At 50.0% G+C, this 21954-nt stretch carries 19 protein-coding genes; 16 read left to right on the top strand and 3 right to left on the bottom strand.

From position 1 onward, the window contains the following. Nucleotides 1-61 precede the first annotated feature (61 nt). Nucleotides 62-3208, bottom strand: coding sequence for an ATP-binding protein (locus tag MKX50_RS14235; RefSeq protein WP_339157250.1), 3147 nt, complete (start codon nt 3206-3208; stop codon nt 62-64). A gap of 349 nt (nt 3209-3557) precedes the next feature. Here MKX50_RS14235 and MKX50_RS14230 point away from each other — a divergent pair, with 349 nt between their 5' ends. The 10 genes from MKX50_RS14230 to MKX50_RS14185 all read left to right on the top strand — a co-directional run bounded on the left by MKX50_RS14230 (nt 3558) and on the right by MKX50_RS14185 (nt 12561). Further along, nucleotides 3558-4193 carry a hypothetical protein gene (locus tag MKX50_RS14230; RefSeq protein ID WP_213592001.1) on the top strand — a complete coding sequence of 212 codons (636 nt, stop codon included), beginning with the start codon at nt 3558-3560 and terminating at the stop codon, nt 4191-4193. Further along, nucleotides 4174-4689: an accessory gene regulator B family protein gene (locus MKX50_RS14225; protein WP_213592003.1), complete on the top strand. Its 516-nt coding sequence runs from the start codon at nt 4174-4176 to the stop codon at nt 4687-4689. Before MKX50_RS14230 ends, MKX50_RS14225 begins: the two co-directional genes overlap by 20 nt. A 2-nt stretch (nt 4690-4691) precedes the next feature. Beyond that, entirely contained in the window at nt 4692-4814 is a 123-nt protein-coding gene (locus MKX50_RS14220; protein WP_074048639.1) for a cyclic lactone autoinducer peptide, read from the top strand. 270 nt (nt 4815-5084) lie between these two features. After that, entirely contained in the window at nt 5085-6098 is a 1014-nt protein-coding gene (locus tag MKX50_RS14215) for a phosphotransferase (RefSeq protein ID WP_213592005.1), read from the top strand. A 144-nt stretch (nt 6099-6242) separates the two neighbouring features. Continuing rightward, complete coding sequence (sigI, locus tag MKX50_RS14210) at nt 6243-6965, top strand: RNA polymerase sigma-I factor (RefSeq protein ID WP_155612798.1); 723 nt, start codon at nt 6243-6245, stop codon at nt 6963-6965. A gap of 2 nt (nt 6966-6967) precedes the next feature. Then, complete coding sequence (locus MKX50_RS14205; RefSeq protein WP_213592007.1) at nt 6968-8590, top strand: YusW family protein; 1623 nt, start codon at nt 6968-6970, stop codon at nt 8588-8590. A gap of 93 nt (nt 8591-8683) precedes the next feature. Beyond that, nucleotides 8684-10069, top strand: a complete 1386-nt coding sequence (locus MKX50_RS14200; RefSeq protein WP_339157249.1) for an S-layer homology domain-containing protein — start codon at nt 8684-8686, stop codon at nt 10067-10069. Nucleotides 10070-10202: 133 nt separating this feature from the next. After that, a complete protein-coding gene (locus MKX50_RS14195) occupies nt 10203-10766 on the top strand; it encodes a cupin domain-containing protein (protein WP_155612795.1) in 564 nt (187 codons plus the stop codon). Between the two features lie 151 nt (nt 10767-10917). Further along, a complete protein-coding gene (locus MKX50_RS14190) occupies nt 10918-12006 on the top strand; it encodes a GIY-YIG nuclease family protein (protein WP_213592011.1) in 1089 nt (362 codons plus the stop codon). Nucleotides 12007-12096: 90 nt separating this feature from the next. After that, nucleotides 12097-12561 carry an SRPBCC family protein gene (locus MKX50_RS14185; protein WP_213592013.1) on the top strand — a complete coding sequence of 155 codons (465 nt, stop codon included), beginning with the start codon at nt 12097-12099 and terminating at the stop codon, nt 12559-12561. Between the two features lie 148 nt (nt 12562-12709). On the opposite strand, the gene map is transcribed toward MKX50_RS14185, so the two are convergent. Both map and MKX50_RS14175 read right to left on the bottom strand, forming a co-directional pair. Further along, nucleotides 12710-13456 carry a type I methionyl aminopeptidase gene (gene map / locus MKX50_RS14180; protein WP_213592015.1) on the bottom strand — a complete coding sequence of 249 codons (747 nt, stop codon included), beginning with the start codon at nt 13454-13456 and terminating at the stop codon, nt 12710-12712. 27 nt (nt 13457-13483) lie between these two features. Next, complete coding sequence (locus MKX50_RS14175) at nt 13484-14413, bottom strand: TetR family transcriptional regulator (RefSeq protein WP_213592017.1); 930 nt, start codon at nt 14411-14413, stop codon at nt 13484-13486. A gap of 640 nt (nt 14414-15053) precedes the next feature. Here MKX50_RS14175 and MKX50_RS14170 point away from each other — a divergent pair. The 6 genes from MKX50_RS14170 to MKX50_RS14145 all read left to right on the top strand — a co-directional run bounded on the left by MKX50_RS14170 (nt 15054) and on the right by MKX50_RS14145 (nt 21949). Beyond that, nucleotides 15054-16076: a hypothetical protein gene (locus MKX50_RS14170; protein WP_339157248.1), complete on the top strand. Its 1023-nt coding sequence runs from the start codon at nt 15054-15056 to the stop codon at nt 16074-16076. A gap of 408 nt (nt 16077-16484) precedes the next feature. Beyond that, nucleotides 16485-17318, top strand: a complete 834-nt coding sequence (locus MKX50_RS14165; RefSeq protein ID WP_339157247.1) for a lytic polysaccharide monooxygenase — start codon at nt 16485-16487, stop codon at nt 17316-17318. A gap of 195 nt (nt 17319-17513) precedes the next feature. Further along, nucleotides 17514-17777, top strand: coding sequence for a transcriptional regulator SplA domain-containing protein (locus MKX50_RS14160; RefSeq protein ID WP_213592023.1), 264 nt, complete (start codon nt 17514-17516; stop codon nt 17775-17777). After that, nucleotides 17774-18802 (top strand): spore photoproduct lyase, encoded by a 1029-nt coding sequence (splB, locus tag MKX50_RS14155; RefSeq protein WP_213592025.1) that lies wholly within the window; start codon nt 17774-17776, stop codon nt 18800-18802. The genes MKX50_RS14160 and splB overlap by 4 nt, the downstream gene beginning before the upstream one ends. Nucleotides 18803-18967: 165 nt before the next feature. Continuing rightward, nucleotides 18968-19699, top strand: a complete 732-nt coding sequence (locus MKX50_RS14150; RefSeq protein WP_339157246.1) for a hypothetical protein — start codon at nt 18968-18970, stop codon at nt 19697-19699. A 27-nt stretch (nt 19700-19726) separates the two neighbouring features. Continuing rightward, nucleotides 19727-21949, top strand: coding sequence for a pyridoxal-dependent decarboxylase (locus MKX50_RS14145; protein WP_213592029.1), 2223 nt, complete (start codon nt 19727-19729; stop codon nt 21947-21949). The last annotated feature ends 5 nt before the right edge of the window (nt 21950-21954 follow it).

Here is a 21954-nt window from a genome sequence, read left to right as displayed (position 1 = left end):
ATAATCAATTTGGGATTAGAAACAGCAAGGCCGTGAACCGAAATTCGGTTCACGGCCTTGTTTAATAGGACGTCTTCCCGGCATGCGATTTCGCAATCGAAAAAGAAACCGTCGTCCCTTCGCCCAGCTTGCTTTCGACCTTTAACCCGCTTCCGTAAAACTGCTTGAGCCGTCTGTCAGTATTGTGGAGACCGATCCCTGTACGGGCATCGACCTGCCGATTGAGAATATGCGCAAGCTTTGCCTCTTCGATGCCGATCCCGTTATCCGATACACTCACTTTGACCTCATGCCCGCTTTGTGTGATGGAAATAGTTACTTCTCCGCCTGAGGCTCGGCTAAGAATGCCGTGGATGACCGCATTTTCAACGAGGGGCTGGATCGTAAGCGGCGGTATTTGGACTTGAATGGCATCCTCGACATTCCAGACGACCTGCAGCCGGTCGCCGAAGCGTTCCTTCTTAATATACAAGTACGACTGCACCAGGCTGAGCTCATGCTCCAGGGGAGCGGACTGATCGGAGTTCTGGAAATCGATGCTGAGCCGAATGTAGTTATTCAGCTCCTCTACCAAGGCGTCCATGCGGTCGGTATCCACTTTGCTGAGCTCGGCAATCGCCGTGAATGTATTCAAGATGAAATGGGGCTTGATTTGCGCCTGCAGCCAGGCCGCCTCCATTCGCAGCCGTTCGTTCACGGAGCGCTTTAGTTTTGTTAGCGATTTGACCCGCGATTTCAGCTCGGTCGCTTTCATCGGCTTGGTCACGTAATCGTTGGCCCCGGCCCGGAATCCGGCTTCAATATCTTCGTCTCTGCTGCATGCCGTCAGCAGGAGTACGGGCAGCTCGGAGACGGAATAGCGCGACCGAATCCGGGCGGTCAGCTCATACCCGGACATGCTTGGCATCATCACATCACTAATTACTAAATCATAGCTGCGTTGATCAAGCAGAGCTAGCGCTTCCTTGCCGCTGGTAGCCGTGACTATCTCATAAGGCTCGGCCGCAAAAATGCTCTCCAGCACCTTTAAATTGACAGGGTCGTCATCGACAGCGAGCACCCGGCTAAGGCCGGGCAGCGGGGAGGGCTGAGGATGTGACGGATGCGAGAGCGCGGAGGCCGGTTCGCTAGCAGCGGCCATTTGTTCGAATCCAGTTGCAGCGCTTTCCAACGCACCACGTTGATCTTGTCCCCATAATTCCTGCTTCGTATGATCCTGGTCAGCCGATCCGCTCTGCTGCCCGGAAGAGACAGCGAGCTTTAAGGTGAAGGTGAACACGGAGCCTTTATTTGGCTGCGAGCTGGCTTTCATCGTTCCGCCATGCATTTCGACAAGCTGCTTGCAAATGCTTAGCCCGAGTCCAAAACCGCCTCCAGCCACAGGATGGGCGGCTTGCTCATAAGGCTCGAAAATTCTTTCGAGCACATCGGCATTCATGCCGATGCCGGCGTCGCGAACGGAAATGACGGCCCAGCCATTCTCCGCCCGGGCTTCGACAGCTACTTCGCCGGCATATGAATATTTCACGGCATTATGCAGCAGGTTGATCAGAATTTGAATCAGGCGGTTCTCGTCGGCGATGACGAGGGGGAAACTTGGCTGAACCTGGTTGCTCAAGCGAAGCGGCTTCCCCTGGGTCAAAAATTGCAGCATATCAATGACCGTGGCGGCCACGCTATGAAGCGAGACATTCGACTGCTGCAGCGTAATACGGTTCTCCTTGATCCGTGCCAGGTCCAGCAGATCATTAATCATGAAGGACATGCGCCGCCCGATCGTTTCCAGCAGCTCCAGATCTTTCGCGCTTTTTAATCCCATGGTATCCTTTTCCCTGTCCGAGACGGATTGCGAGATGTTCAGGATGCCATGCAGCGGATTGCGCAGTTCATGAGCGACCGTGGTCAGGAAATCGTCCTTTTGCTTGTCGGCTCTTTGCAGCTTCGTGGCCAGCTTCCGGGATTCGTCCATCATTTGAAAATAACGCTTGAACCAGTAAGATGCAAAACAAATGGTGGCAATTATCAAATCGAATGGGTACGAAACCATCTGCACACGAAGGAAATACAAGACAAACAGCCAGATCAGGCTGTTGATCGACGCAATGGCAGCAAGCAGCAGAAAGATATTATCCCGGCTGCTGCTGAGCGTGGACCTGAACAGCACCCCGGGAGCCAGCAGGCAGGGGATGAACATGGTTACAATATAGACCCCACGCAGCATGAAAATTGTGGAGGCAGGCAGCAGCAATATGGAGATATAAGCGGCGATGCAGGCGATGATGTAAATAAGAGAGCCTGTCGTTCTCAGCCAATAAGGCAGCCGGAAACGAATCGATTGCAGCAGGAAAAAACCGCCGGAGATCATGGTTAGAAACAGTATTTTAATACTCCATTCATAGTTGAAAGGAATCCATGCAAACAGCAGTCGCTCGCCATCAACCAACGTTCCAAGCACGATGCAAGTGATCATTCCAGAAAAGTAGAGAAGGCGCTTGTCCCGGTTGCCGACGAAATACAACACTACCCCATACAACGCATGGATCATGTAAGCGACGCAGGCGAAACGGACCATATCGGCGGCAAAGAGCTGATCCCGGTCCAGGACATTTTCCAGTCCAAACTGTATGGAGCGGACGATGCCGCCCTTCGTTGTATCGTCAAAGTTCGCCACCTGAATGACGAGATCAAGTAAGGCCCCGTTTTCCAGGTTATAGTATGCGGTATAAGGAATATCGAGCGGCTTGTAGGCCTGCTTGCGGTCGGCTGGCTGTCCGGATTGGCCAACCCGCTGGCCGTTGACATACACTTCGGACGAGCTCGAGATGCTGGGAATATGGAAGCCGAAGGAGCGGCCTTTGCCCGGATCGACGTGAATCCGCAGCCGGTAAGTGCCGAAGCCTATGTTCGGATTATCGCCCGTCATTGCTGGCATACGCCAGCTTACGGGAACTTGTATGTATTCGGGTTCTGCGGCTATTGACTTAGGGAGATCGTTATTCTGGATCAGGAACATATTCGGATAAAACTCCCACTGGCCGTCTACGATGATCGAATGATCTGTAATAGGATCCCAGTTCCTTAAATCGAGTTCTCCATGAACAGGGACCGGGTGAGGCGGCGTTGCAAAGAAATGCAGCCATAGGAAGCGGCAGCCCGTCAGCATGAACAAAAATATAAGAGAAATGAAGATTAATTTTCGCTTGGGCATGTTTACCATCCTATTTCGACATAGTTCGCTTAATTCTTAACCTAGCATATCATATATCCTCATTTAATAAGCTGATATACGATTACGTCAAGGTTAAATAGTTATGGATAATATAAGAGCGGAGGGACTAGGACAAAAAGTATAGCTCCGGGTATAACGGCTCAAATCTGTGCATTCTAGCAAAATAAACTTGAAAAATAGATGTTGATATCGTATATTTTTATTAACTCGATAGACCATAATTTCCCAAAGATATTATTTGGTTTCCAGAGAGTTGAGTGAGGTCCAGAAGGCGACCGACTATCAAACGAATAGGAAAGTGTTTATCGCTAAAGGGTGATCTCGGTTTATGGAATCCTTCGCTTTTATGGCTTTCTCAACGATCGAGGGTCTAGGCATATTTGCGCTCATGATGACCATCTTCAAAATCAATCCGCTCCCATATTTCTGGCAGGCTTTGTTTGTTATTCTGCTGATGTCGCTGCAAAGCTACTTACTGCGCAGCGAGCTTTCCCTCTATTATTTAGCGCCGATTACCAATATTATGTTGTTCATATTTTTTGTAGCCACCGTGGTGAAAGAGCCCTTGGTTGGGGCCGCCGTTATTACGCTTACCGGTTATACGGCATTCAGTTTGCTGCAGACGATGATTGTGAGTATCGTCTTCGACTCCATTATTGAATCGCAAAGCGTTCAACTTTATGGATATGCTTTGCAGACCTCCAGCGCGATTACAATTGGGCTTGTGTCCTGGTTCCTTTACAGGCTTGGCATCGGATTTACCTGGAATTTCGAGAAAGTCAGGTTCAAGCGGGAGGATTTGATCGTCAGCTCTACCATCTTCATGGTGCTCATTTTCTTTACGATTATCCTTTACCGGAATGAGATATGGTCTAATCTATTATTCTTCTCGATTACGCTCTCCTTTTTTCTATATTATGCGGTCAGGAAGGAGAAGAAGGATCATGATCAATATGATGGCTAATCGAATTGCTGTGCAAATCAAGCGAACCGCTCCCGATCATCCGGCCTCGATTGCCGTTCTGCGGTATTCCATCGCCCTGCTCTTGAATGCTGTGCTGATCATCACTTTGACGCTGCTGTTGTCGGCTTTTACCGGCAGGACGCATGAAGTATTGGTTATTCTTGTGTCATTTGCTCTTCTTCGCCAGGTTTCGGGCGGAATCCATCTGAATTCCGGCATGAAATGTGTGCTTGCTACTACTGCGTTATTTACCATGCTGTCCCTCATCGAGCTCAGCGCTTTCTATATGGTGATCCTTAATGTGATCGCTGCGATGCTTTGCCTCCTTTTTGCCCCATCCAGAATACAGCAGCAGACGCGTATTCCTGTTCAATATTATCCTTTGCTCAAATGGATATCTGTGCTGATTGTATGCTCCAATTTTCTAATCATGTCACCCGTACTTAGCCTTTCCTTTGCTGCCCAGTCGATGCTGTTAATCAAACTAAGGAGGTGAGAATGATGAAAAAAGTAGCCTATGCCAGTGCTTCCATGTTGTCTCTCTTCGCTGCATTTGTTGTTTCTACGGCTAGCTTCCTGTACATTTATCAAGGCGAAACACCAGAAGAATTGCTCAAATAATTAAGCATGGTACCAGTAAATTCCTAGTTGTCATGCAAGAAGGTTGGGAAATCGAAGCAATGCAAAACTTAAACGCATACGATGCAAATCAAGAAACCCGGTAGCACTGTGGTAGGACGCTGCGGGGTTTCTTGGTGTTTTAGAAGGACAAAAATCATGAAGGCTCATGATTCAATGAACATAGAGGGATACTATAATGTATAATCTATTGGAGAGTATAAAACTCAAAATCAAGTAAGCTGATTGAACTGGGGATGAAAGGAAAGAGATATGCTGAGAATGATACTAGAACAGTATCCGCCGGAATATAACGGGAGGATACAGCAGGGAGCCAGCGGCTGGAATAATACGACTTACTTTGTCGAAGGCAGGTCGCGCCGCAGTGTCCTGCGGATCTATGAAACCCACCAGGATTTAGAGAAGATCCGGTTCGAGCATATAGTGCTGCAAGCGCTGAACGACGAGCGCACATTGAATTACCAGGTTCCGCGTCCCGTTCGGACGAATTCCGGAGAAACGACGGTTCGGCTGGAAGACGGAACAGGACGATATGCATGCATGTTTGAGTACATAGAAGGAACAAGGCTGCAAGGAGATGAGAGTACAGCGGCCCAATCGTTTGGAGAAGCAGCTGGAGAAATGCTATCGCGATTGGCGGAAATTGACCCGGGAATGCAGCCGTCTTACAGGCCGTATTATGAACTGCCCCAGTCTTATCCGATATGCACCCGCGAAGCCGTGCTGGAGTTTTGCCAGCAGCCGCCTCCGCCATTTATGGATTTGCGGGAACCGCTCGGGGAGCTGGGACTAGCCTATCAGGGCGTGCTTGAGAGACTGGATGGACTGGAGAAGCTGCCGCAGCAGCTCATCCACGGAGATCTCAACTATTCCAATCTGCTCGTAAGTGAGGATGATCCGGCGCAGGTAACGGCATTGCTCGATTTCGAGTTCTGCACGAAGGATGTCCGGGCGATGGAGCCGGCTGTCATCATTTCAGGGCTGCTCGGCCAGGGCGAGGACAAAGACCGTGAGGCTGTCAACCGGTTCTGTCAGGGGTTTGGCAGTAGGGTCCGCCTTACAGGGGAAGAGCTCGAGGCTGTCCCGGTGCTGTTGCGGCTGCGTCAAATCGATGTGTTTCTGCATTTTATGAGCCGGTTTCTGCAGGGGACCGACGGTCCAGAGGTGCTGCGTGAGCAGATTCGCTCCACATCGGCAGGGCTTCGGCAGCTGGAACGCCATGGCGAATGGATTAAGGAAAGCCTTGTGCGTTACATTCAAATTTAAAGGGCCTCACTATGACGTGGGGCTTTTTTTTACATATCCAAGCTCATGAACCAGGGCTCTTATCACGATATATATCTTATATTGGTTTTGGAGCACCCCCATAAACAGCTATGATATACACGTAATAGGAAGTGATGACCATTGATGGACAGGCCACTAGAACAGATACTGAAGAAAGTCCAGGAAGAGGGCAGCACAGCAGAAAGGAATATGCTGATTGAGCATTATCGTCCATTTATCCTTCGCACGGTTTCGCATGTCTGCAAGCGGCAAATCGGGTGGAACCATGACGAGTCAAGCGTGGGTCTGATCGCTTTTAACGAAGCGATTGATCGTTATAACGAAACACTGGGCAAATCATTTGATAATTTCGCTTTTATGCTGATTCGCAATCGTCTTGTGGATGAATTTCGCAAACAAGGAACCATCTTGCGCTCTGAGAGTGTCATTTACGACCATGTTCAGGATGAATTCGCGCAAACCGCACTGGAAATCGCCAGCGCCATGGAAGCCTACGAGCGGGAGCAGACGGCGTTCGAATTGGCGCAGGAGCTTATGCTCTATGATGAAACGCTGCAGGAATACGGTGTATCCTTAGAGGAATTAGAGGATTATTCTCCCAAACACCGGGATTCCCGCCAGCAATTTATTCAGATGGCCAAGCTTTTTAGCGGGCATGCGGATTGGGTCGAAATTTTACATACAACAAAGCGTCTGCCGATGAAGGAGATGCTTGATTTTTTTAAGGTAAGCCGTAAAACATTAGAAAGAAACCGCAAGTATTTGATCGCGCTTGTTCTCATTTATTCCAGCGAGGAATTTGAGCGGATTCGCAGTACCGTTTCATTTGCGGATGTAGGGGAGTGATCATGATGCAAGGAACCGTAATGAAAATAACAGAACATTGTATCGTTGTCCTCTGTGAGGACGGGACTTTCCGGAACCTGCCGCATCCGCCGGTCATGCCGGGCTTGGGGGAGAAAATCTCCGTTCCTGTAATGGCGGCGCCGGCACATGGGAACAGGTATATGCGCTTTTTGAAAAAGCAGTGGATATATGCTGCATCGTTGATTCTGCTGCTGGGTGCTGTGTTTATATTCAACTACTTGCAGGGTGCTAAGCAGCCCGTTACGTTCGTAGCTGTTGACATCAATCCGGGTCTGGAACTGGTTGTTAATAAGCATGGGCGGGTCGATCAGGTGAACCTGCTGAATGAGGACGCCATGCTCCTGCTGTCTGGGAAGGAGCTGGAGAACGAGGATGTGTACGAGGCGCTGCAACTGATTTTTGCCCAGGCAGAGCAGCAGGGTTACCTGGATCCTGAATCGGGGAAAAAATGGATTTGGCTGTCGATTGTCGGTGTTGGAGAAGCCGCATATGCGATTGATCCGCATAAAATTACCGTTCAGGACAAGAGCTATTATGTTGAAGTATTTGCGTTAAACGAGCAGCAGCGGGAGAAGGCGCAGCAAGAACAGCTCTCATTGAACAAATATATCGTGAAGGAGCGGGCGGCAGAAAAGGGCATTCCGCTAAGCGCGGAGCAGCTGCGGAGCCAGTCCATATTGAGCTCGCTTCAAGAGGCAGGGGTCGATCCGCTGGATTTGTTTGATGAGGGGCCAAAGACGGAGCATATTGCAGCATTAGACCAGCAAGTGAAGGATTCAAACGAAGATAGCAAGGCTGTTGCTGAACCGCCTGCGCGGCAGACGAGCGTTCAGCAGGAGCCTATTCTGGAGGAAGATTCCTCCGCTAATCGCGTTCAGAGCGAAGCGGCAGGGAATGGCGAGATCCCCGAGGACAGCAGAAGGGCACAAGGGGCGGATGAACGTAATTCCGTTGCTTCTGTACAACAGCAGCCAGGTACATCCGCCGTTCAAGCTCAGGAAGAGCCTGCCGCTGAGAAGACGGGCAAATCGCCGCAGGCTGGTTCACAAGATATAGTCCAGAAGTTGAATCTGGAGATCAAGCTGGCCGTAGATGGAAAGGTCAAACTCGACTATAAGATTAAGGATGGCAAGCCGGAAGCAAAGCTCGAAAGAAAGGTGAAGCAGAACCAGGAGAAGCAGCAGGGTCAGCAAGCCGTTAGCTTTGCCGAGAATCTTCTGAAGCAACTGGACTTGAATGAGCAGAGCGACCGAAAGGCCGTGCAAAGCCTGCTGCTATCAGCGCTGAAGATCGAAGAAGATGGATGGCTCGAGCTGCAATTCGAGGCTGAATATTCGAATGGCGGCAAACTGAAATTCCAACTCGAAAATCCCTTGAAGGCTCAGATAAAGGCAGAGGAAAAAAAGCAGGAACAGGAGAGGAAGGAACAGGAGAAAGCAAATAAGAAGGCAGAGGCGCAGGATAAGAAAAAGGACAAAGACAACGATAACAATAATGACAAAAACAACGGTAATGCGAAGGGGCAAGGGGAGAAGCCGCAACAGGCAAACAAGCCGGCCCAATCCGGCAAGAAGAACCATAAAAATAATGACGATGATGATTAAGTTTATTTGAAGCGCCCCCCATAAAAAGACATCTGCTTCCGTAATAACAGATGTAGGGCTTTGAGATCATTATTAATCGAGAGGAAGGACTTCATGAAAAAGGTAAAGGGTTTGCTATGCTTGCTATTAGCCGGATTTCTTATCTTCGGACAATCTGGCCAAATTATGGCGCGGGAATTTAAAGATATTCAAGAAGCGGAATGGGCAGCGGGATACATAACGAAAATGCAATCGAAAAAAGTATTGCAGGGCTTCGAGGACGGCTCCTTCCGTCCGAACCAGCCAGTCACCCGCGTCGAAGCTATCGTTACGGCCGTCCGTTTGATGGGACTCGATGGCGATGCCAAATCGAAATCCAGCGAAACCCAGCTTCATTTCAAAGATGCAGATCAGTTGGACAAGCGGTACTCCTGGGCCAAAGGTTATGTCATCGTAGCGCTGGAGAAGGGACTGTTTGATGCGGCGGAGGATAAAATTATGCCGGACAAGCCGGCTAGCCGCGTATGGGTATCGAGCCTGCTGGTCAAATCTTTGGGGCTGGAGGAGGAAGCGCTAAGTCAAATGACGAAGATTCCTGATTTCAAAGATGCGAAGGCGATTCCCGCAGGCGCTGTCGGCTACGTGAACGTTGCCGTTGCCCAAGGAATTGTGAGCGGCTATCCTGATGGTACATTCAAGCCGAATAAGAATGTGACCCGTGCGGAGATGGCGGCACTGCTGGATCGGACCAATGAAGGACTGCTCCAGAATCAAGGAGCGATCTCCGTAAGCGGTACGGTAAAGGAAATTCAATTTTCGGCTGGAGCAGCGGACAGCAGCAATAACTCCGTTCAGGGGCAAATCAAAATCGAGACCGTAAACAAACAATTGTTATCTTACGGAATTTCCTCTGAGCTGCCTGTGAAGAGCTACAATAAGCTTATTTTGGACAAACAAATTGCCGTCAACGATACCGTGAAATTGATCGTAAAAGATGGCAATGTGGTGGAGGCTGAGCTTGTACCTGCGAAAGAAACCGTTTCTAAGGACAAGGAAAAGGAAAAAGATAAGGAAAAGGATAAGGAAAAGGATAAGAAAACCGAAGTAAAGCCGAGGCCGGAACAAAACGCTGGCGGGATTGAGGAATTCGAATTTGAGGCCGAGCTGACAGGGAAGCAAAAAGTACAGCTGGAATACAAGCAGAAAAAGGGAGCTGCCCAGGCCGAGGTCGAAATCAGCGCCAAAAAAGACAAGGAAAAGCTCAAAGGCCAGCAAGCCGTGCAGTATGTAGAGAAGGTTCTTGGCGAAGCTGGCTTAACGGACAGCATGAGCAGCAGGGAAGCCGCAGAGAAGCTGATGACAGCGCTGGATATCAACAAGGATCAAATCAAAGAGCTGGAGCTCAAAATTAAATTCTCCAGCGGGAAGCAATTGAAGCTCGAGATCGACAGCGACGATAAAGATGATGACGATGATGAGCAAGACAATGACGATAAATAATTATCTGTGTACAGCTTGGGTGCCGTGAAGGCGCCCTTTTTATGTCTCAGATCGTACATGGCGCATCTGTAGCAAATCGAGCATCCTGGGCATATGTTGAATAGACGTTTACCCATTCAAGGAGGATGCTATGATGATCGATCCCGTTCTGCAAGATCCGAATTTGCGCCTGGCGGCGGATTCCAATCAAGTGCTAAACTATCAGCGCGATCCGCATAATTATATTACCCAAGTATTCGGGGAACAGCTTCCTGCGATAAAAACCGGATTTTTCAATGTACATTTAACGAAAGGCATCATTATCCAGCCGCATTGGCATACAAATGTCAACGAACTGGTATATGTTATCCATGGAGAGGTAATTACCTCCGTGTTTGATCCATTTACGCAAAGATTGATTTCCTACCATTTAAAGCCCGGGCAAGTCTGTATGTTACCCAAAGGCTGGTTTCACTGGATTATCGCGGAAAGCGATCATGCCCACCTGCTTACGATTTTCGATCAGCCTACGCCGGATATTGTGTATGGCTCGGATTTTCTGCGTTTCCTGCCGGCAGAGGTGGCGCAGCGTGCGTATGGCATTCGTGCAGAGGATTATGCACGAGCCGTTGCGCCCATTCGGGAATCCGTGATTTTGGGGCCGCCAGTCGGCTACGGGGCAATGATAGCCAATCAGCCCTATTCGGAAAGGGGTTAATCCAGGTTATAGCTTTTTTATATAAAAGCATCACGTTCGTCAAGCTCCGATCCGGCGGTGAATGTGGTGCTTCTTGGTGTGCGTATGGTATCTTTAAGTTGAGCGGAATTCGCCATATTTGATAGATTCGTTGAGAGGATCATGCACTCAAATGAAAACAATAATACAGGAGCTACCGCTGTCGCCGGGCGTATATCTCATGAGAGATTCGCGGGGAACGGTCATTTACGTTGGCAAATCCAAAAGTCTGAAGAAAAGAGTTCAATCATATTTTTACAACAATAAATCGCACTCCCCCAAAGTGAAAAAACTGGTTCACCATGTCAAAGACCTGGAGCACATCGTTACCGATACGGAGTTTGAAGCGTTTATGCTGGAATGCAGGCTCATTCAGGACATAAAGCCAATGTATAATCGGAAGATGAAAAATCCGCTAGGTTACAGTTACATCGTATTACGGCAAAAGCGCGATTGGCGCTGGCTGGAAATTACAGATACGCTGGATGATGGCGGTCAAGACCGGTCTCGTTTTTTTGGCCCTTATACAGCCAGCAGAAAAAGCCTTGAACATGCCGTGGCAAGGATTGAGGAATGCTGTAAAATCGCCTGCAATTATAGGCCTGCAGCTGCATCGGCAAATACTCCATGCTTGAACTATTCGCTTGGCCTCTGTCTTGGCAAATGCCTTGGCGGCGCAAATGCCCGGCGATTCGATGAAGTCATGGATCGATTCATTGGCCTGCTTCAAGGGAATGATCGAAGTTTATATGATGAAATGGAGCACAAAATGGTAGAGGCCGCCGAACGTTTCGATTTTGAGCAGGCTGCAAAGTACAGGGACGGCATGGAGGCGGTGAATTTGCTCTTAAGCAAAAGGCAGGTGATCGAGTTCGCGGCTGAGAATCACAGCATCGTTATCTACGAGCATTTAGACAAAGATACGATAAAGCTATTTCTAATTAAGGGGAACGTTGTGCTGCACAGTGAGCGGTGCTCTGTGGCTGCTAGAGCGGATATCGAATCGCTGCAACAGAGAGCCAAAGCCTTGATTCTGAGCTATTTCACGAAAGATACGGAACCCGATGCTGCCGAGATAACCCGGGAAGATATCGATGCCGTACAAATCATCTATAGCTATTTGCAGAGCAGCGCCTGCCGCTATCTCCTTATTCCCGGCAGCTGGGTAGAGGCGGATGAACAAAGCGAACTGGAGGAGGCGCTGCGGGAATTTTGGGCTTAACTGCCGAACTGGCTGGGTTGCAGTGTATGGCAGGCCAGGGAATCGGGGAGGCTGGATACAAGCTATAATGCCGAAGGGAGGAGTATGAAAATGCATATGAAAGAGGCGCCTGTTGTTCGAACGGGAATGTTGATTCGTCGTCCGGTAGAAGAGGTATTTGAGGCCATAGCGGACCCTTCAATCACTACAAAATTCTGGTTTACGAAGAGCAGCGGAAGGCTGGAGGCCGGCAAGCGCATCCGCTGGGAATGGGAGATGTACGGTGTCGGGACAGATGTGGATGTGCTGGAAATCGAAGCAAACCGCCGTATTTTGCTAAATTGGTCGCCGCCCGATATTCAAACCGTGGAAATGGTCTTTACACCGTTCAGCGATAGCGAAACCTATCTTAGTGTTACGAACTCCGGATTTAAGGGTGATGGGGATCAAGCTGTACAGGATGCCCTTGACGCGATGGGCGGATTTACAATGGTGCTCTGTGCATTAAAGGCGCTGCTGGAGCATGGTATCGTCCTTGCGGTTGTAGCGGACAAGGCTCCTCCTGAACCGGTTTGATACACAAGTTAGGTAAGAAAAGGTGCACTTCCTTTATGGCGGACAACGGCTATGAAGGAAGTGTTTTACTTCTGGCCCATTTTCCCGGGAAGGCGGTTATTCGTAAATTGGTAAAGTTAGACGCGTTCCGGTCCGTGCGCCTGGATGCTTACTGGGCTGTTAAAATCAGCGGTCCGTCCGGCGTGACTGCGATCGTATGCTCATATTGCGCAGTCAGCTTGCCGTCGGCCGTTCTCGCTGTCCACTGGTCGTCGTCGATCGTAATACGAAATGTCCCTTCGTTGAGCATCGGTTCAATCGTAAACACCATGCCTTCCTTTAACCGAATGCCTTTGCCGGCTACGCCGATATGCTCGTAGTTCGGCTCCTCATGCAGGCTCCGCCCGATCCCGTGCGCCAGCAGATCACGCACGACCGAGAACCCGTTCGCTTCCGCATGCTGTTGAATCGCTGATGTTATGTCGCCGAGCCGACCTCCGGGGAGCGCCCGGGCGATCCCCAGATCCAAGCATTCCTTTGTCACCTTCATTAATTTTTGCGCCTCCGGCGGGATATTGCCTACCGCATAGCTCCAGCACGAATCGCCGAACCATCCGCCGTATTCCACAACGATGTCGAGCTTCAGCAAGTCTCCGTCCATAAGCGCCCGGTTCGAAGGAATGCCGTGGGCCACCACATCGTTGACCGAAGTGCAGGTTTCGGCAGGGAAACCGTTGTAGCCTTTCGTAAACTGCTTGCCGCCCAGCTTGGTGATGTGTCTGGCCACAAAGTCATTGATTTCCCGGGTGGTGATCCCAGGCTCGATCAGCTTGGCCACCTCGCGGTGGCAGTCTGCAACGATTTGGCCCGCCGGCTTCATCTCTTCGATTTCTCTGGGTGATTTTAAAATGATCATCTTCTGTTTGCTCGCTCCTTATCAATATTATAATTTTAAAAACTGGGCGATATCTCTGGCCTCCTCGTGAAGCTTCCCGCGGCGAAGCGAAAGCGAGGCGCAGCCGACCAAGGCGGCCAGCAGCATTTCCGCGCGCTCAAGCCGATACGGCGGCTCAGCTGCGTTTCCGGGCGAAGCGGCAGCCCTGTCCGCCGCACGCCCGCTTTTCAGCAGCGCCGCCAGCGGCGCGAGCACCTCCCGGCGAAAGGCGGCCGAGAGCGGGGCCGAGCGCGCTTCAGGCAGCGAGGCAAAGCCCTCGCCGGCCAGCTTATACAGCAGGTACAGGGCGTGGTCCTCGGCCCAAAGCTGCAGCAGCCGCACAACGGCGGTGGCGACGGGGCTAAGCTCTGCGGCAGCGTCCGTTTCGCGGTCTCCGCTTCGGGAACCCGCGGCAGCCGAGTTCCCGGTATCCGCGGCAGCAGCCAAGCCGAAATGCCCGTCCGCCGGCGCCTTTCCCGAAACTGAAGCGCGCGGGGTCTTAAGTTGGCCCGCTAGCGGGGCCTCAAGCGGCGGGTTCTCCAGTTGGGCCTCCAGCGGGGCCTTTAGAGGGCCCCCCAACGAGTTCTTCAGCAGGGCCTCCATCGGTGGCTCAGACGGAGCCTCTAGCGGATCCTCCGACGGTATCTTCAGCAGGGCCTTATCGCTTCCTCCAACGGGGCCTTCTGCCGGATCCTTCAGTGGCGCTTCTAGCCATCTCCCGGCCCGCTCCAACGCGTCCAATAGCAGATCGTGGAGCAGATCGCCCTTATTGCTGTAATAATGGTATACCGTACCATAGCCGAGTCCCGCCTGTGCGGCCACATCGCGGATTTCCAGTAAAGGCCCTTTACACAGAAACACATCGGCAGCAGCTTTACGGATTTGCACTAGACGCCGCAGCCGGATCTCTTCATTTTGTTCCTTCGTGCGTGGAGTCATCCCGCCGTTCACCTCTTTTGTTTTTGACCTACTATTATGTCAATATAAAACATCAGCTTGCGAATAACAAGAGATATATTGGAGGAGTTCCGGCCCAACCTAGAACTCGGTGAATGACCAAAGGGTTAGCCTCGAACGGCGATCTATTTGGAGCAACGCTACGCTAACGGTTGTCATAGCGTTTAATCGGCCCTAAAAATGGAGGTTACTTTTCTAACGGTTGTATGCGCGCTTATTCGATCGAGACAGCCCCTCAGCGTACGATAAAACGGGAAATAGGTTCGCTGACAACCGTTACATTTTGCAAACCCTAATGTCAACCCAAATAACGTCGCTCACAACCATTAGATTTATCTCCAGCTTTTACGCACGCACTCGTCTCTGCCCTCTGGTCAAGCACTGATTTCGGTTTTGAGCCGGCATTCCGGTTAATCCCGAGTTGGTGCCTAAGCATAAGCCTAAGCCTAAGCATAAGCATAAGCATATCCAGCTTTCTTTTACTAGTTTACAGAGTCAGGGATCATCGACAGAAATTATTACGGAAACAGCCATCAGAGTAAATCAGATAAAAGTTATTAATTTACATAAATGGTTTAGTATTCTTAGTGTGAAATTAAGATAAAAGATAGGAGGACAGAACATGAACAAAATGAGCCAGGTTCATCATGATCATTCATACACTCGGACGGATAAGGAGAAGCTTGGACGGGGAAAGCGGGGCAGGGCGGTATTGTCCGTTGTCTTGATGTTTGCGCTCCTGCTCGCGAACACGGCAATTCCAGCCGGGAGCGCTTCAGCGGCGAGCGATTTGGATCTGGCTTACCGCTGGGCACCCGTACACATTCAAGATACGGACAGCAGCGATTATGATGCAGATTATTTAACGGCCATCGATTTTGATGGGGATTGGGACACTTCGAACAATTGGGAGAATCAATCCGTTGATCCCGGACGTCTCAAAGGCACAGCGTATTATTCGATCGTGGAAACCACGACGCACTGGTTCATTTTATATGCCTTTTTTCATCCTCGCGATTGGACGGATTTTCCCTTCTTCGGCCTCGATGAGCATGAGAATGATTTGGAGGGAGTTCTGACGGTTGTTCGCAAGGATGGCACGGAATATGGCCGGCTGGAGGCAATGGTAACGGTATTCCATAAGGATTTCTACTCATTCAAACCCAGCGACAGCACGTACACGAACGGCCAGGAGACGATTGATGGAACAGTACGCTACCTCAGCTATGACGGAATGAATCATCCGGTAACGTTCCAGGAAGCTAAAGGCCACGGCATCAAGGCATGGGACGGAACCAGCTATGCGAATACCGACGTAATCTATTATTATCCGAGCAGAGATGTTGCCGGCGTGCCAAAGGGAGGCAATGACCGCGATGTAAAATATAAGCTCGTAGATATCTTTGCGCCTAACGGGATGTGGGACCACAGGTTTGATCCGAAAACTTTCTCCAGCTGGGGGGCGTTCAACGGCAATAACGGCAGAGGAGGCGCTAATGCTCCCTGGGCCTGGGACGACAAGGACGACGGCGGCCAGTTGAAAGGCGGGGAATTAGCCACCGATCCGGCTAAGCTCATCTCGATTTATTTCGGCAACCTCGGCAGCTTTAGCAGGGAATATGTCCGCAATCCCTATATTTCTTAATATCAAGCACCGTAAGGTGCTTTTTTTATATGAAATTAGATTTTGTATTTCTATTTTTGTCATAAAATTGACAAATATAGTATTTTAAATTAATATGAATTAAATAAAACCATAATATTCCATTTGTCAAATCATTCCTCGCTATTTATCATCTTCAACGATCGCACTAGTATTCTGCGCTTTATTATCTAATCTCTGTCATCAATTCCTGAACCGCGACCTCAAGGAATTCGACAACTCTCTTCAGGACTTGATAATAAAAGCTTGAAGAAAGGAGGAACGCCGTTTCTTGTCAAGCGTGGGAACCAGCAAATGATGCTTGGAAAGAGGTGGTCTAGGAAAATAGTAGCTTAAGAGTGTTGGTATGATGCAATCCTATCCTATTCAAATTAAAAGGAGGAAGATGAAATGACAGCTGAAGTTATGATAGACCGTAAATATTCGAAAATTAAAATGTTCCTGGTCGCCGCGGGGACGATGCTCGTCATGCTGGCCTGTTCCACGCTGTTTGCTGATAGCGCTTCCGCGCACGGGCATGTAGTCGACAGTCGCGCCGATTTGTGCGCGAAGGGAGAGAACGTGAACTGTGGAAGAATTATTTATGAGCCATTCAGTATCGAGGGACGAGGGGATTTCCCTGAATTCGGCGTACCTGACGGCAAGATTGCCAGCGCAGGAATTTTTCTGGAGCTTGATGAGCAATCATCCACGCGTTGGAAGAAAGTGAATATGAAGGGCGGGGAGCATACATTCCACTGGAAAATCGTTGCGAACCACAGCACGAACACTTGGGATTATTATATTACCAAGAAAGGCTGGGATCCGAATCAGCCGCTGAAGCGCTCGGATCTGGAGCTGTTCTGCAGATACATTGATGATGGAGCCATCCCGCCGGACGACGTCTATAATGACTGCTTCATTCCGAACGACCGCGAAGGCTATTACGTAATCGTCGCTGTTTGGGATATCGCGGATACGCCAAATGCCTTCTATCAAGTGATGGACGTCAATTTGAGCATTAATCCAAACGCGCCGACGACTCCACAGCCAGGATTCCCTGGCGATCCGAACCGTTTCGGCGAATATCTGGTCTGGAATACGATCCGCATCTACAATACGGGTGATGTTGTATTCCATAACGGACAATTCTGGGAAGCGCTGTGGTGGACGCAAGGCCAAGAGCCAGGGACTACGGGACAACATGGTCCATGGAAGCTGCTTGGTAACACGCCTCCTCAGTGAGTCGCATGAAGATAAGCACAGAGCCGATTTAGAAAGTTATATCCTTCTTCAAGAAGGTGTCCAGGTCAAGGAGACATGGGCGCCTTCTTTTTTTGCTGGCCGTGTTGCCCGGTACATAAAATTCAGAACTCACGGGAATATTTTAACAACGACTCGGATTAGTTCTGATTACTCTATAGAAAAGAAGGGGATGGCATGGAAACCAACCATCAGTCTGAAGCCTATAAGCCCGGAGATATCGTCTATGTTTTCTATCGCAACCCGCATACACAGGATGTAACCCATATCCAGCAGGCCGCGGTCGTCAATAACCCGGATAATCCGCAGGAGCTGGCGATGTTCCTGTATGAAACCTACTATCCTTTAACTCAGGAAATGGCCGTATATGCTACGGAAGAGGAAGCGGAGCAGGCTTATCGGTATTATTTCGGGACTGCTTCGGAAGGGAGCTTCGAATGATCAAGCCGTTTACGCCGAAGCTCGTCTATTTCGAGCCCGACGCCCTGGAATATCCGCTCGGTAAAGAGCTGTATGACAAATTCGCCAACATGGACGTCGAAATCCGCTATACGACTTCCCATAATCAGGTCAGGAACCTGCCGGGAGACAATGACTTTCAAAGGTATCGGGTGGCGAAGTCTACGCTAGTTGTCGGTATCCGCAAAACGCTGAAGTTCGACACGTCCAAGCCTTCGGCAGAATACGCAATCCCTTTTGCTACAGGCTGTATGGGGCATTGCCATTACTGTTATTTGCAGACAACGATGGGCAGCAAGCCCTACATCCGCACCTATGTCAATGTGGAAGAGATTTTGGAGGCTGCGGACAAATACATGGCAGAACGTGCACCGGAGCCGACCCGGTTCGAAGCCTCCTGCACTTCCGACATCGTCGGCATCGATCATCTGACGCATACACTCAAGCGGGCTATCGAGCACTTCGGCCAATCCGAATACGGGAAGCTGAGGTTCGTGACGAAGTTCCATCATGTGGATCACCTGCTTGATGCGAAGCATAACGGCAAAACGCGCTTTCGCTTCAGTGTGAACGCCGACTATGTCATCAACAATTTTGAACCTGGAACATCGCCGCTGGCGCAAAGAATCGAGGCGGCAGGCAAAGTGGCAAGAGCCGGATATCCGCTTGGCTTTATCGTAGCTCCAATCTATTTGCATGAAGGCTGGGAGAAAGGCTACTACCATATGTTTGAACGTCTGGATGCCGAATTGCCGGAGGATGCAAGGGAGGATATTACCTTCGAATTCATTCAGCATCGGTTTACCAAGCCGGCGAAGCGGGTGATTGAGAAAAATTACCCGATGACCAAGCTCGAACTGGACGAAGAAAAACGAAGATACAAGTGGGGCAAATACGGCATTGGCAAGTATATTTATCCTAAAGAAGAGGAAGAGGATTTGAAAACTCATCTTCAGGGCTACATGGAGAAGTTTTTTCCTAAGGCGAAGCTGGAATACTTCACTTAGAATCGTAAGGCCTTCCGACCAAGGATACGGGTCTGGAGGGCTTTTTGCTATGCGGCATTAATCCATTGGAAAAAATAGTAGGCATAATAGGTCGGATGGATTACAATAGATACTATGGTATTAAATTACAATATATCTTCATATTTGAAGGAGGTAATTCATGTAATGTTCTACCGGACTGCAATCCACGGTACACACGACCATGAGCAGTCACCCGAGAATATTCCAGATCTTCATGGGTTCGTCATGATGGGAACAGAGGGGCTCTTTCTCGACCATTTGCCTATGTTTCATATGGAAAACCACAGATATCAAGTGATCCTCAAAGCAAGTCTTCCTCCCGATGCTATGAATACCTACATTGAAGCTAGCCGTCAAAACCCTGACAAAGCATTTATCCTTGGAAACGTGCAGACGAATTTATTTACGCTGCCGCAAATTGAGCTGGGCCACATCACTTCTTTTGCCGCCGATGTGTTCTGCGGTGTGCCGCAAGATCCGGCCAAGGACATTCCTCTCATTCATAATGTTACCGTCACGATTGAAAGAGTCGTTCATTTCCGGCATTTTGCCGAAAATATGGATTACCCCCAGAGCCTGACCTATATTCTATTTGGACAAGGCAAGAATGCCTACATTTCCCATTATCTTTCGATCGCTCCTGACTTTCATCATATTTTGGAGCTTGCCGAGGCACCGGACTGGCTTCATCCTGAGCTACTGGAAATCGGCAGCCTGATTAATTTCCCTCACCTTCTTGGTAACACCCCCTTTGCAGAAAACCCTTTGACTGCACCGGAATATCAGGTGCAATTCCAAGGGCAGACTCCGCTGTATTCGATCCGCATGGGCAAGAGCATCTGGTTTGACGACGAAGAGATCAATCACGGTATGTAAATAATGAAGAGAATGGAGTGAAGCAAGATGGGCAAAAAGGCAAAGCTCGCCGCAAAGCTCTTTGCAGAGCGTTTGGAGCAGCACTTGGAAGCGCAGGACGAGCAGGAAAGATTGGATTTGGAGGGACCTGGCAGTTCCTCGCTAGAAAGCTGGTTTATCGGACCAAAGGCCGAAAATGAGGAATTGTTCAGCGGCTTGATCCAGCAGGCTGTGAAGCAGATTAGCAGCGACCGCCGCGAGTATTTTCCAGACGATCCTATATATATTACAGACGAAATCAAACAATCGCCTTCATTCAAGAACAGCGTAGACGTACTGACCGAGAACTACAGCAAGCTGCTGGAGCAGCTGAGCGGATCGGTCCCTTTCTATAGCTACCGCTATCAGGCTCATATGAACTGGGACTTGACGATGCCGGGGCTGCTCGGGTATTTCGCGGCCATGCTGTATAACCAGAATAATGTCGCCGCGGAATCCTCGCCCGTGACTACGGTGCTGGAAATGGTTACGGGGGACGACCTGTGCGAAATGCTGGGGTACACCATTCCCAGCGATGAAGAAATCGAGCAGGGGGCGATCCGGCCATGGGGCCATATCACCTGTGACGGCTCGGTCGCTAACTTGGAAGCGATGTGGGCGGCGAGAAATTTGAAGTATTACGCCGTTTCCGCTGCCGAGGCGCTGAAGAACGAGGCGGATTTGGCAGCGGCGCGCCAAATATCCATTCCCTTGCTGAACGGCCAACACGGAGTGCTGACGGAGCTGGATGCATGGACGTTATTGAATTTGAAAGTGGACGACGTACTCGCGATCCCGGGCCGAATCGCAGAATTATTAAGCCAAACCACAGGCAAGGATGAGGCCGAGACTGTTAACCAGGCACTGAGCAAATATACGCTGCAAACGCTGGGTTTCGAAGAGTTCTCCCGCAAGTATTTATTCGATGTGATGCAGCCAGCGGCCATCCTCGTGACATCGACGATGCACTATTCCTGGCCGAAATCTGCGGCAGTGCTTGGCATGGGAGCCAGCAGCATTATTCCTGTGCCCGTTAATATGGATGCCCGCATGGAAATCAGTGAGCTGCGCCAACGGCTGGATCAATGCCTGGCGATCAGGCAGCCGGTTCTGATGACCGTCTGCGTCATAGGCAGTACCGAAGAAAGTGCTGTTGACCCGATTGCGGATGTGATCCAATTGCGCGAGGAATACCGCGAGCGGGGTCTGGAATTTGTCATCCACGCGGATGCCGCTTGGGGCGGCTACTTCGCATCTATTCTAAGGGAAGATACTCATAAAACCCTGCTGATGGCCGGTAAACGCCCTTATACGCCAGCCATGACAATGAACGAATACGTCACCGCGCAGTATGAAGCATTAAAAGACGCGGATTCAATTACGATTGACCCGCATAAGGCGGGATATATTCCTTATCCGGCTGGCGGCTTATGTTACCGCAATTCATCGATGCGCGATATCGTCAGCTTCCAGGCTCCGGTAGTTTATCACGGGGGCATTGATCCGACGGTTGGCATTTACGGGATTGAAGGGTCGAAGCCGGGTGCAGCAGCCGCTGGCGTGTACCTCAGTCACCGGGTCATTCGTACCGATCAGAGCGGGTATGGCAAGCTGCTCGGCAAAACCCTGTTTAACAGCAAGCGCTTATATGCCGCCATTTTGACGATGACACGAGAAGATGATCCTTTTATCGTCGTTCCGTTTCACCGGATTCCTGCAGAGCGGGAGGGAGGAACGGCGGAGGAAATCAAGGAACAGCTGGCCTACATCAAGGAATTCATCGTCGATAAAACGAATGACGAAATTATCAATAACAAGCAAACGATGGAGCTGTTCCGCCAGCTCGGCTCCGACCAGTCTATCGTACCGTATACCTTCAATCTGAAGACGGCAGAAGGCCTGAATACCGATGTTGCTCTCATGAACCGGCTGAACCTTGAAATCTTTAAAATGCTCAGCTTGTCCCCGGACCGACATGAAGTCGGCGCTACGCCAATGTTCATTACGCAGTCGGCGTTTGATCCGGGCACATACGGTCATGGCTTCGTAGATGCTTATAAGCAGCGGCTAGGTTTAAGCGGCGGGGACAGCGAACCGGTCAATTTCCTTCTGTCTACGACGATGAGCCCATTTCTGACCGACACTTCGGAAGGCAATTTCATTCCTGTTTTAATTGAAGCATTGCGCGAGACAGTGTTTAAAGCGATAGAGAATATTAAAGTCAATCCGTAGATTCA

The organism is Paenibacillus sp. FSL W8-0186 (assembly GCF_037969765.1).
GTDB classification, from domain to species: domain Bacteria; phylum Bacillota; class Bacilli; order Paenibacillales; family Paenibacillaceae; genus Fontibacillus; species Fontibacillus woosongensis.
The sequence above is the reverse complement of the archived record's forward strand: the minus strand, read 5'-3'. Positions and strand labels throughout refer to the sequence as shown.

Coding starts and splice junctions, on each gene's coding strand:
- MKX50_RS14235 (WP_339157250.1), bottom strand. CDS start 3,208: ATGCCCAAGCGAAAATTAATCTTCATTTCTCTTATATTTTTGTTCATG.
- MKX50_RS14230 (WP_213592001.1), top strand. CDS start 3,558: ATGGAATCCTTCGCTTTTATGGCTTTCTCAACGATCGAGGGTCTAGGC.
- MKX50_RS14225 (WP_213592003.1), top strand. CDS start 4,174: ATGATCAATATGATGGCTAATCGAATTGCTGTGCAAATCAAGCGAACC.
- MKX50_RS14220 (WP_074048639.1), top strand. CDS start 4,692: ATGATGAAAAAAGTAGCCTATGCCAGTGCTTCCATGTTGTCTCTCTTC.
- MKX50_RS14215 (WP_213592005.1), top strand. CDS start 5,085: ATGCTGAGAATGATACTAGAACAGTATCCGCCGGAATATAACGGGAGG.
- sigI (WP_155612798.1), top strand. CDS start 6,243: ATGGACAGGCCACTAGAACAGATACTGAAGAAAGTCCAGGAAGAGGGC.
- MKX50_RS14205 (WP_213592007.1), top strand. CDS start 6,968: ATGATGCAAGGAACCGTAATGAAAATAACAGAACATTGTATCGTTGTC.
- MKX50_RS14200 (WP_339157249.1), top strand. CDS start 8,684: ATGAAAAAGGTAAAGGGTTTGCTATGCTTGCTATTAGCCGGATTTCTT.
- MKX50_RS14195 (WP_155612795.1), top strand. CDS start 10,203: ATGATCGATCCCGTTCTGCAAGATCCGAATTTGCGCCTGGCGGCGGAT.
- MKX50_RS14190 (WP_213592011.1), top strand. CDS start 10,918: ATGAAAACAATAATACAGGAGCTACCGCTGTCGCCGGGCGTATATCTC.
- MKX50_RS14185 (WP_213592013.1), top strand. CDS start 12,097: ATGCATATGAAAGAGGCGCCTGTTGTTCGAACGGGAATGTTGATTCGT.
- map (WP_213592015.1), bottom strand. CDS start 13,456: ATGATCATTTTAAAATCACCCAGAGAAATCGAAGAGATGAAGCCGGCG.
- MKX50_RS14175 (WP_213592017.1), bottom strand. CDS start 14,413: ATGACTCCACGCACGAAGGAACAAAATGAAGAGATCCGGCTGCGGCGT.
- MKX50_RS14170 (WP_339157248.1), top strand. CDS start 15,054: ATGAACAAAATGAGCCAGGTTCATCATGATCATTCATACACTCGGACG.
- MKX50_RS14165 (WP_339157247.1), top strand. CDS start 16,485: ATGACAGCTGAAGTTATGATAGACCGTAAATATTCGAAAATTAAAATG.
- MKX50_RS14160 (WP_213592023.1), top strand. CDS start 17,514: ATGGAAACCAACCATCAGTCTGAAGCCTATAAGCCCGGAGATATCGTC.
- splB (WP_213592025.1), top strand. CDS start 17,774: ATGATCAAGCCGTTTACGCCGAAGCTCGTCTATTTCGAGCCCGACGCC.
- MKX50_RS14150 (WP_339157246.1), top strand. CDS start 18,968: ATGTTCTACCGGACTGCAATCCACGGTACACACGACCATGAGCAGTCA.
- MKX50_RS14145 (WP_213592029.1), top strand. CDS start 19,727: ATGGGCAAAAAGGCAAAGCTCGCCGCAAAGCTCTTTGCAGAGCGTTTG.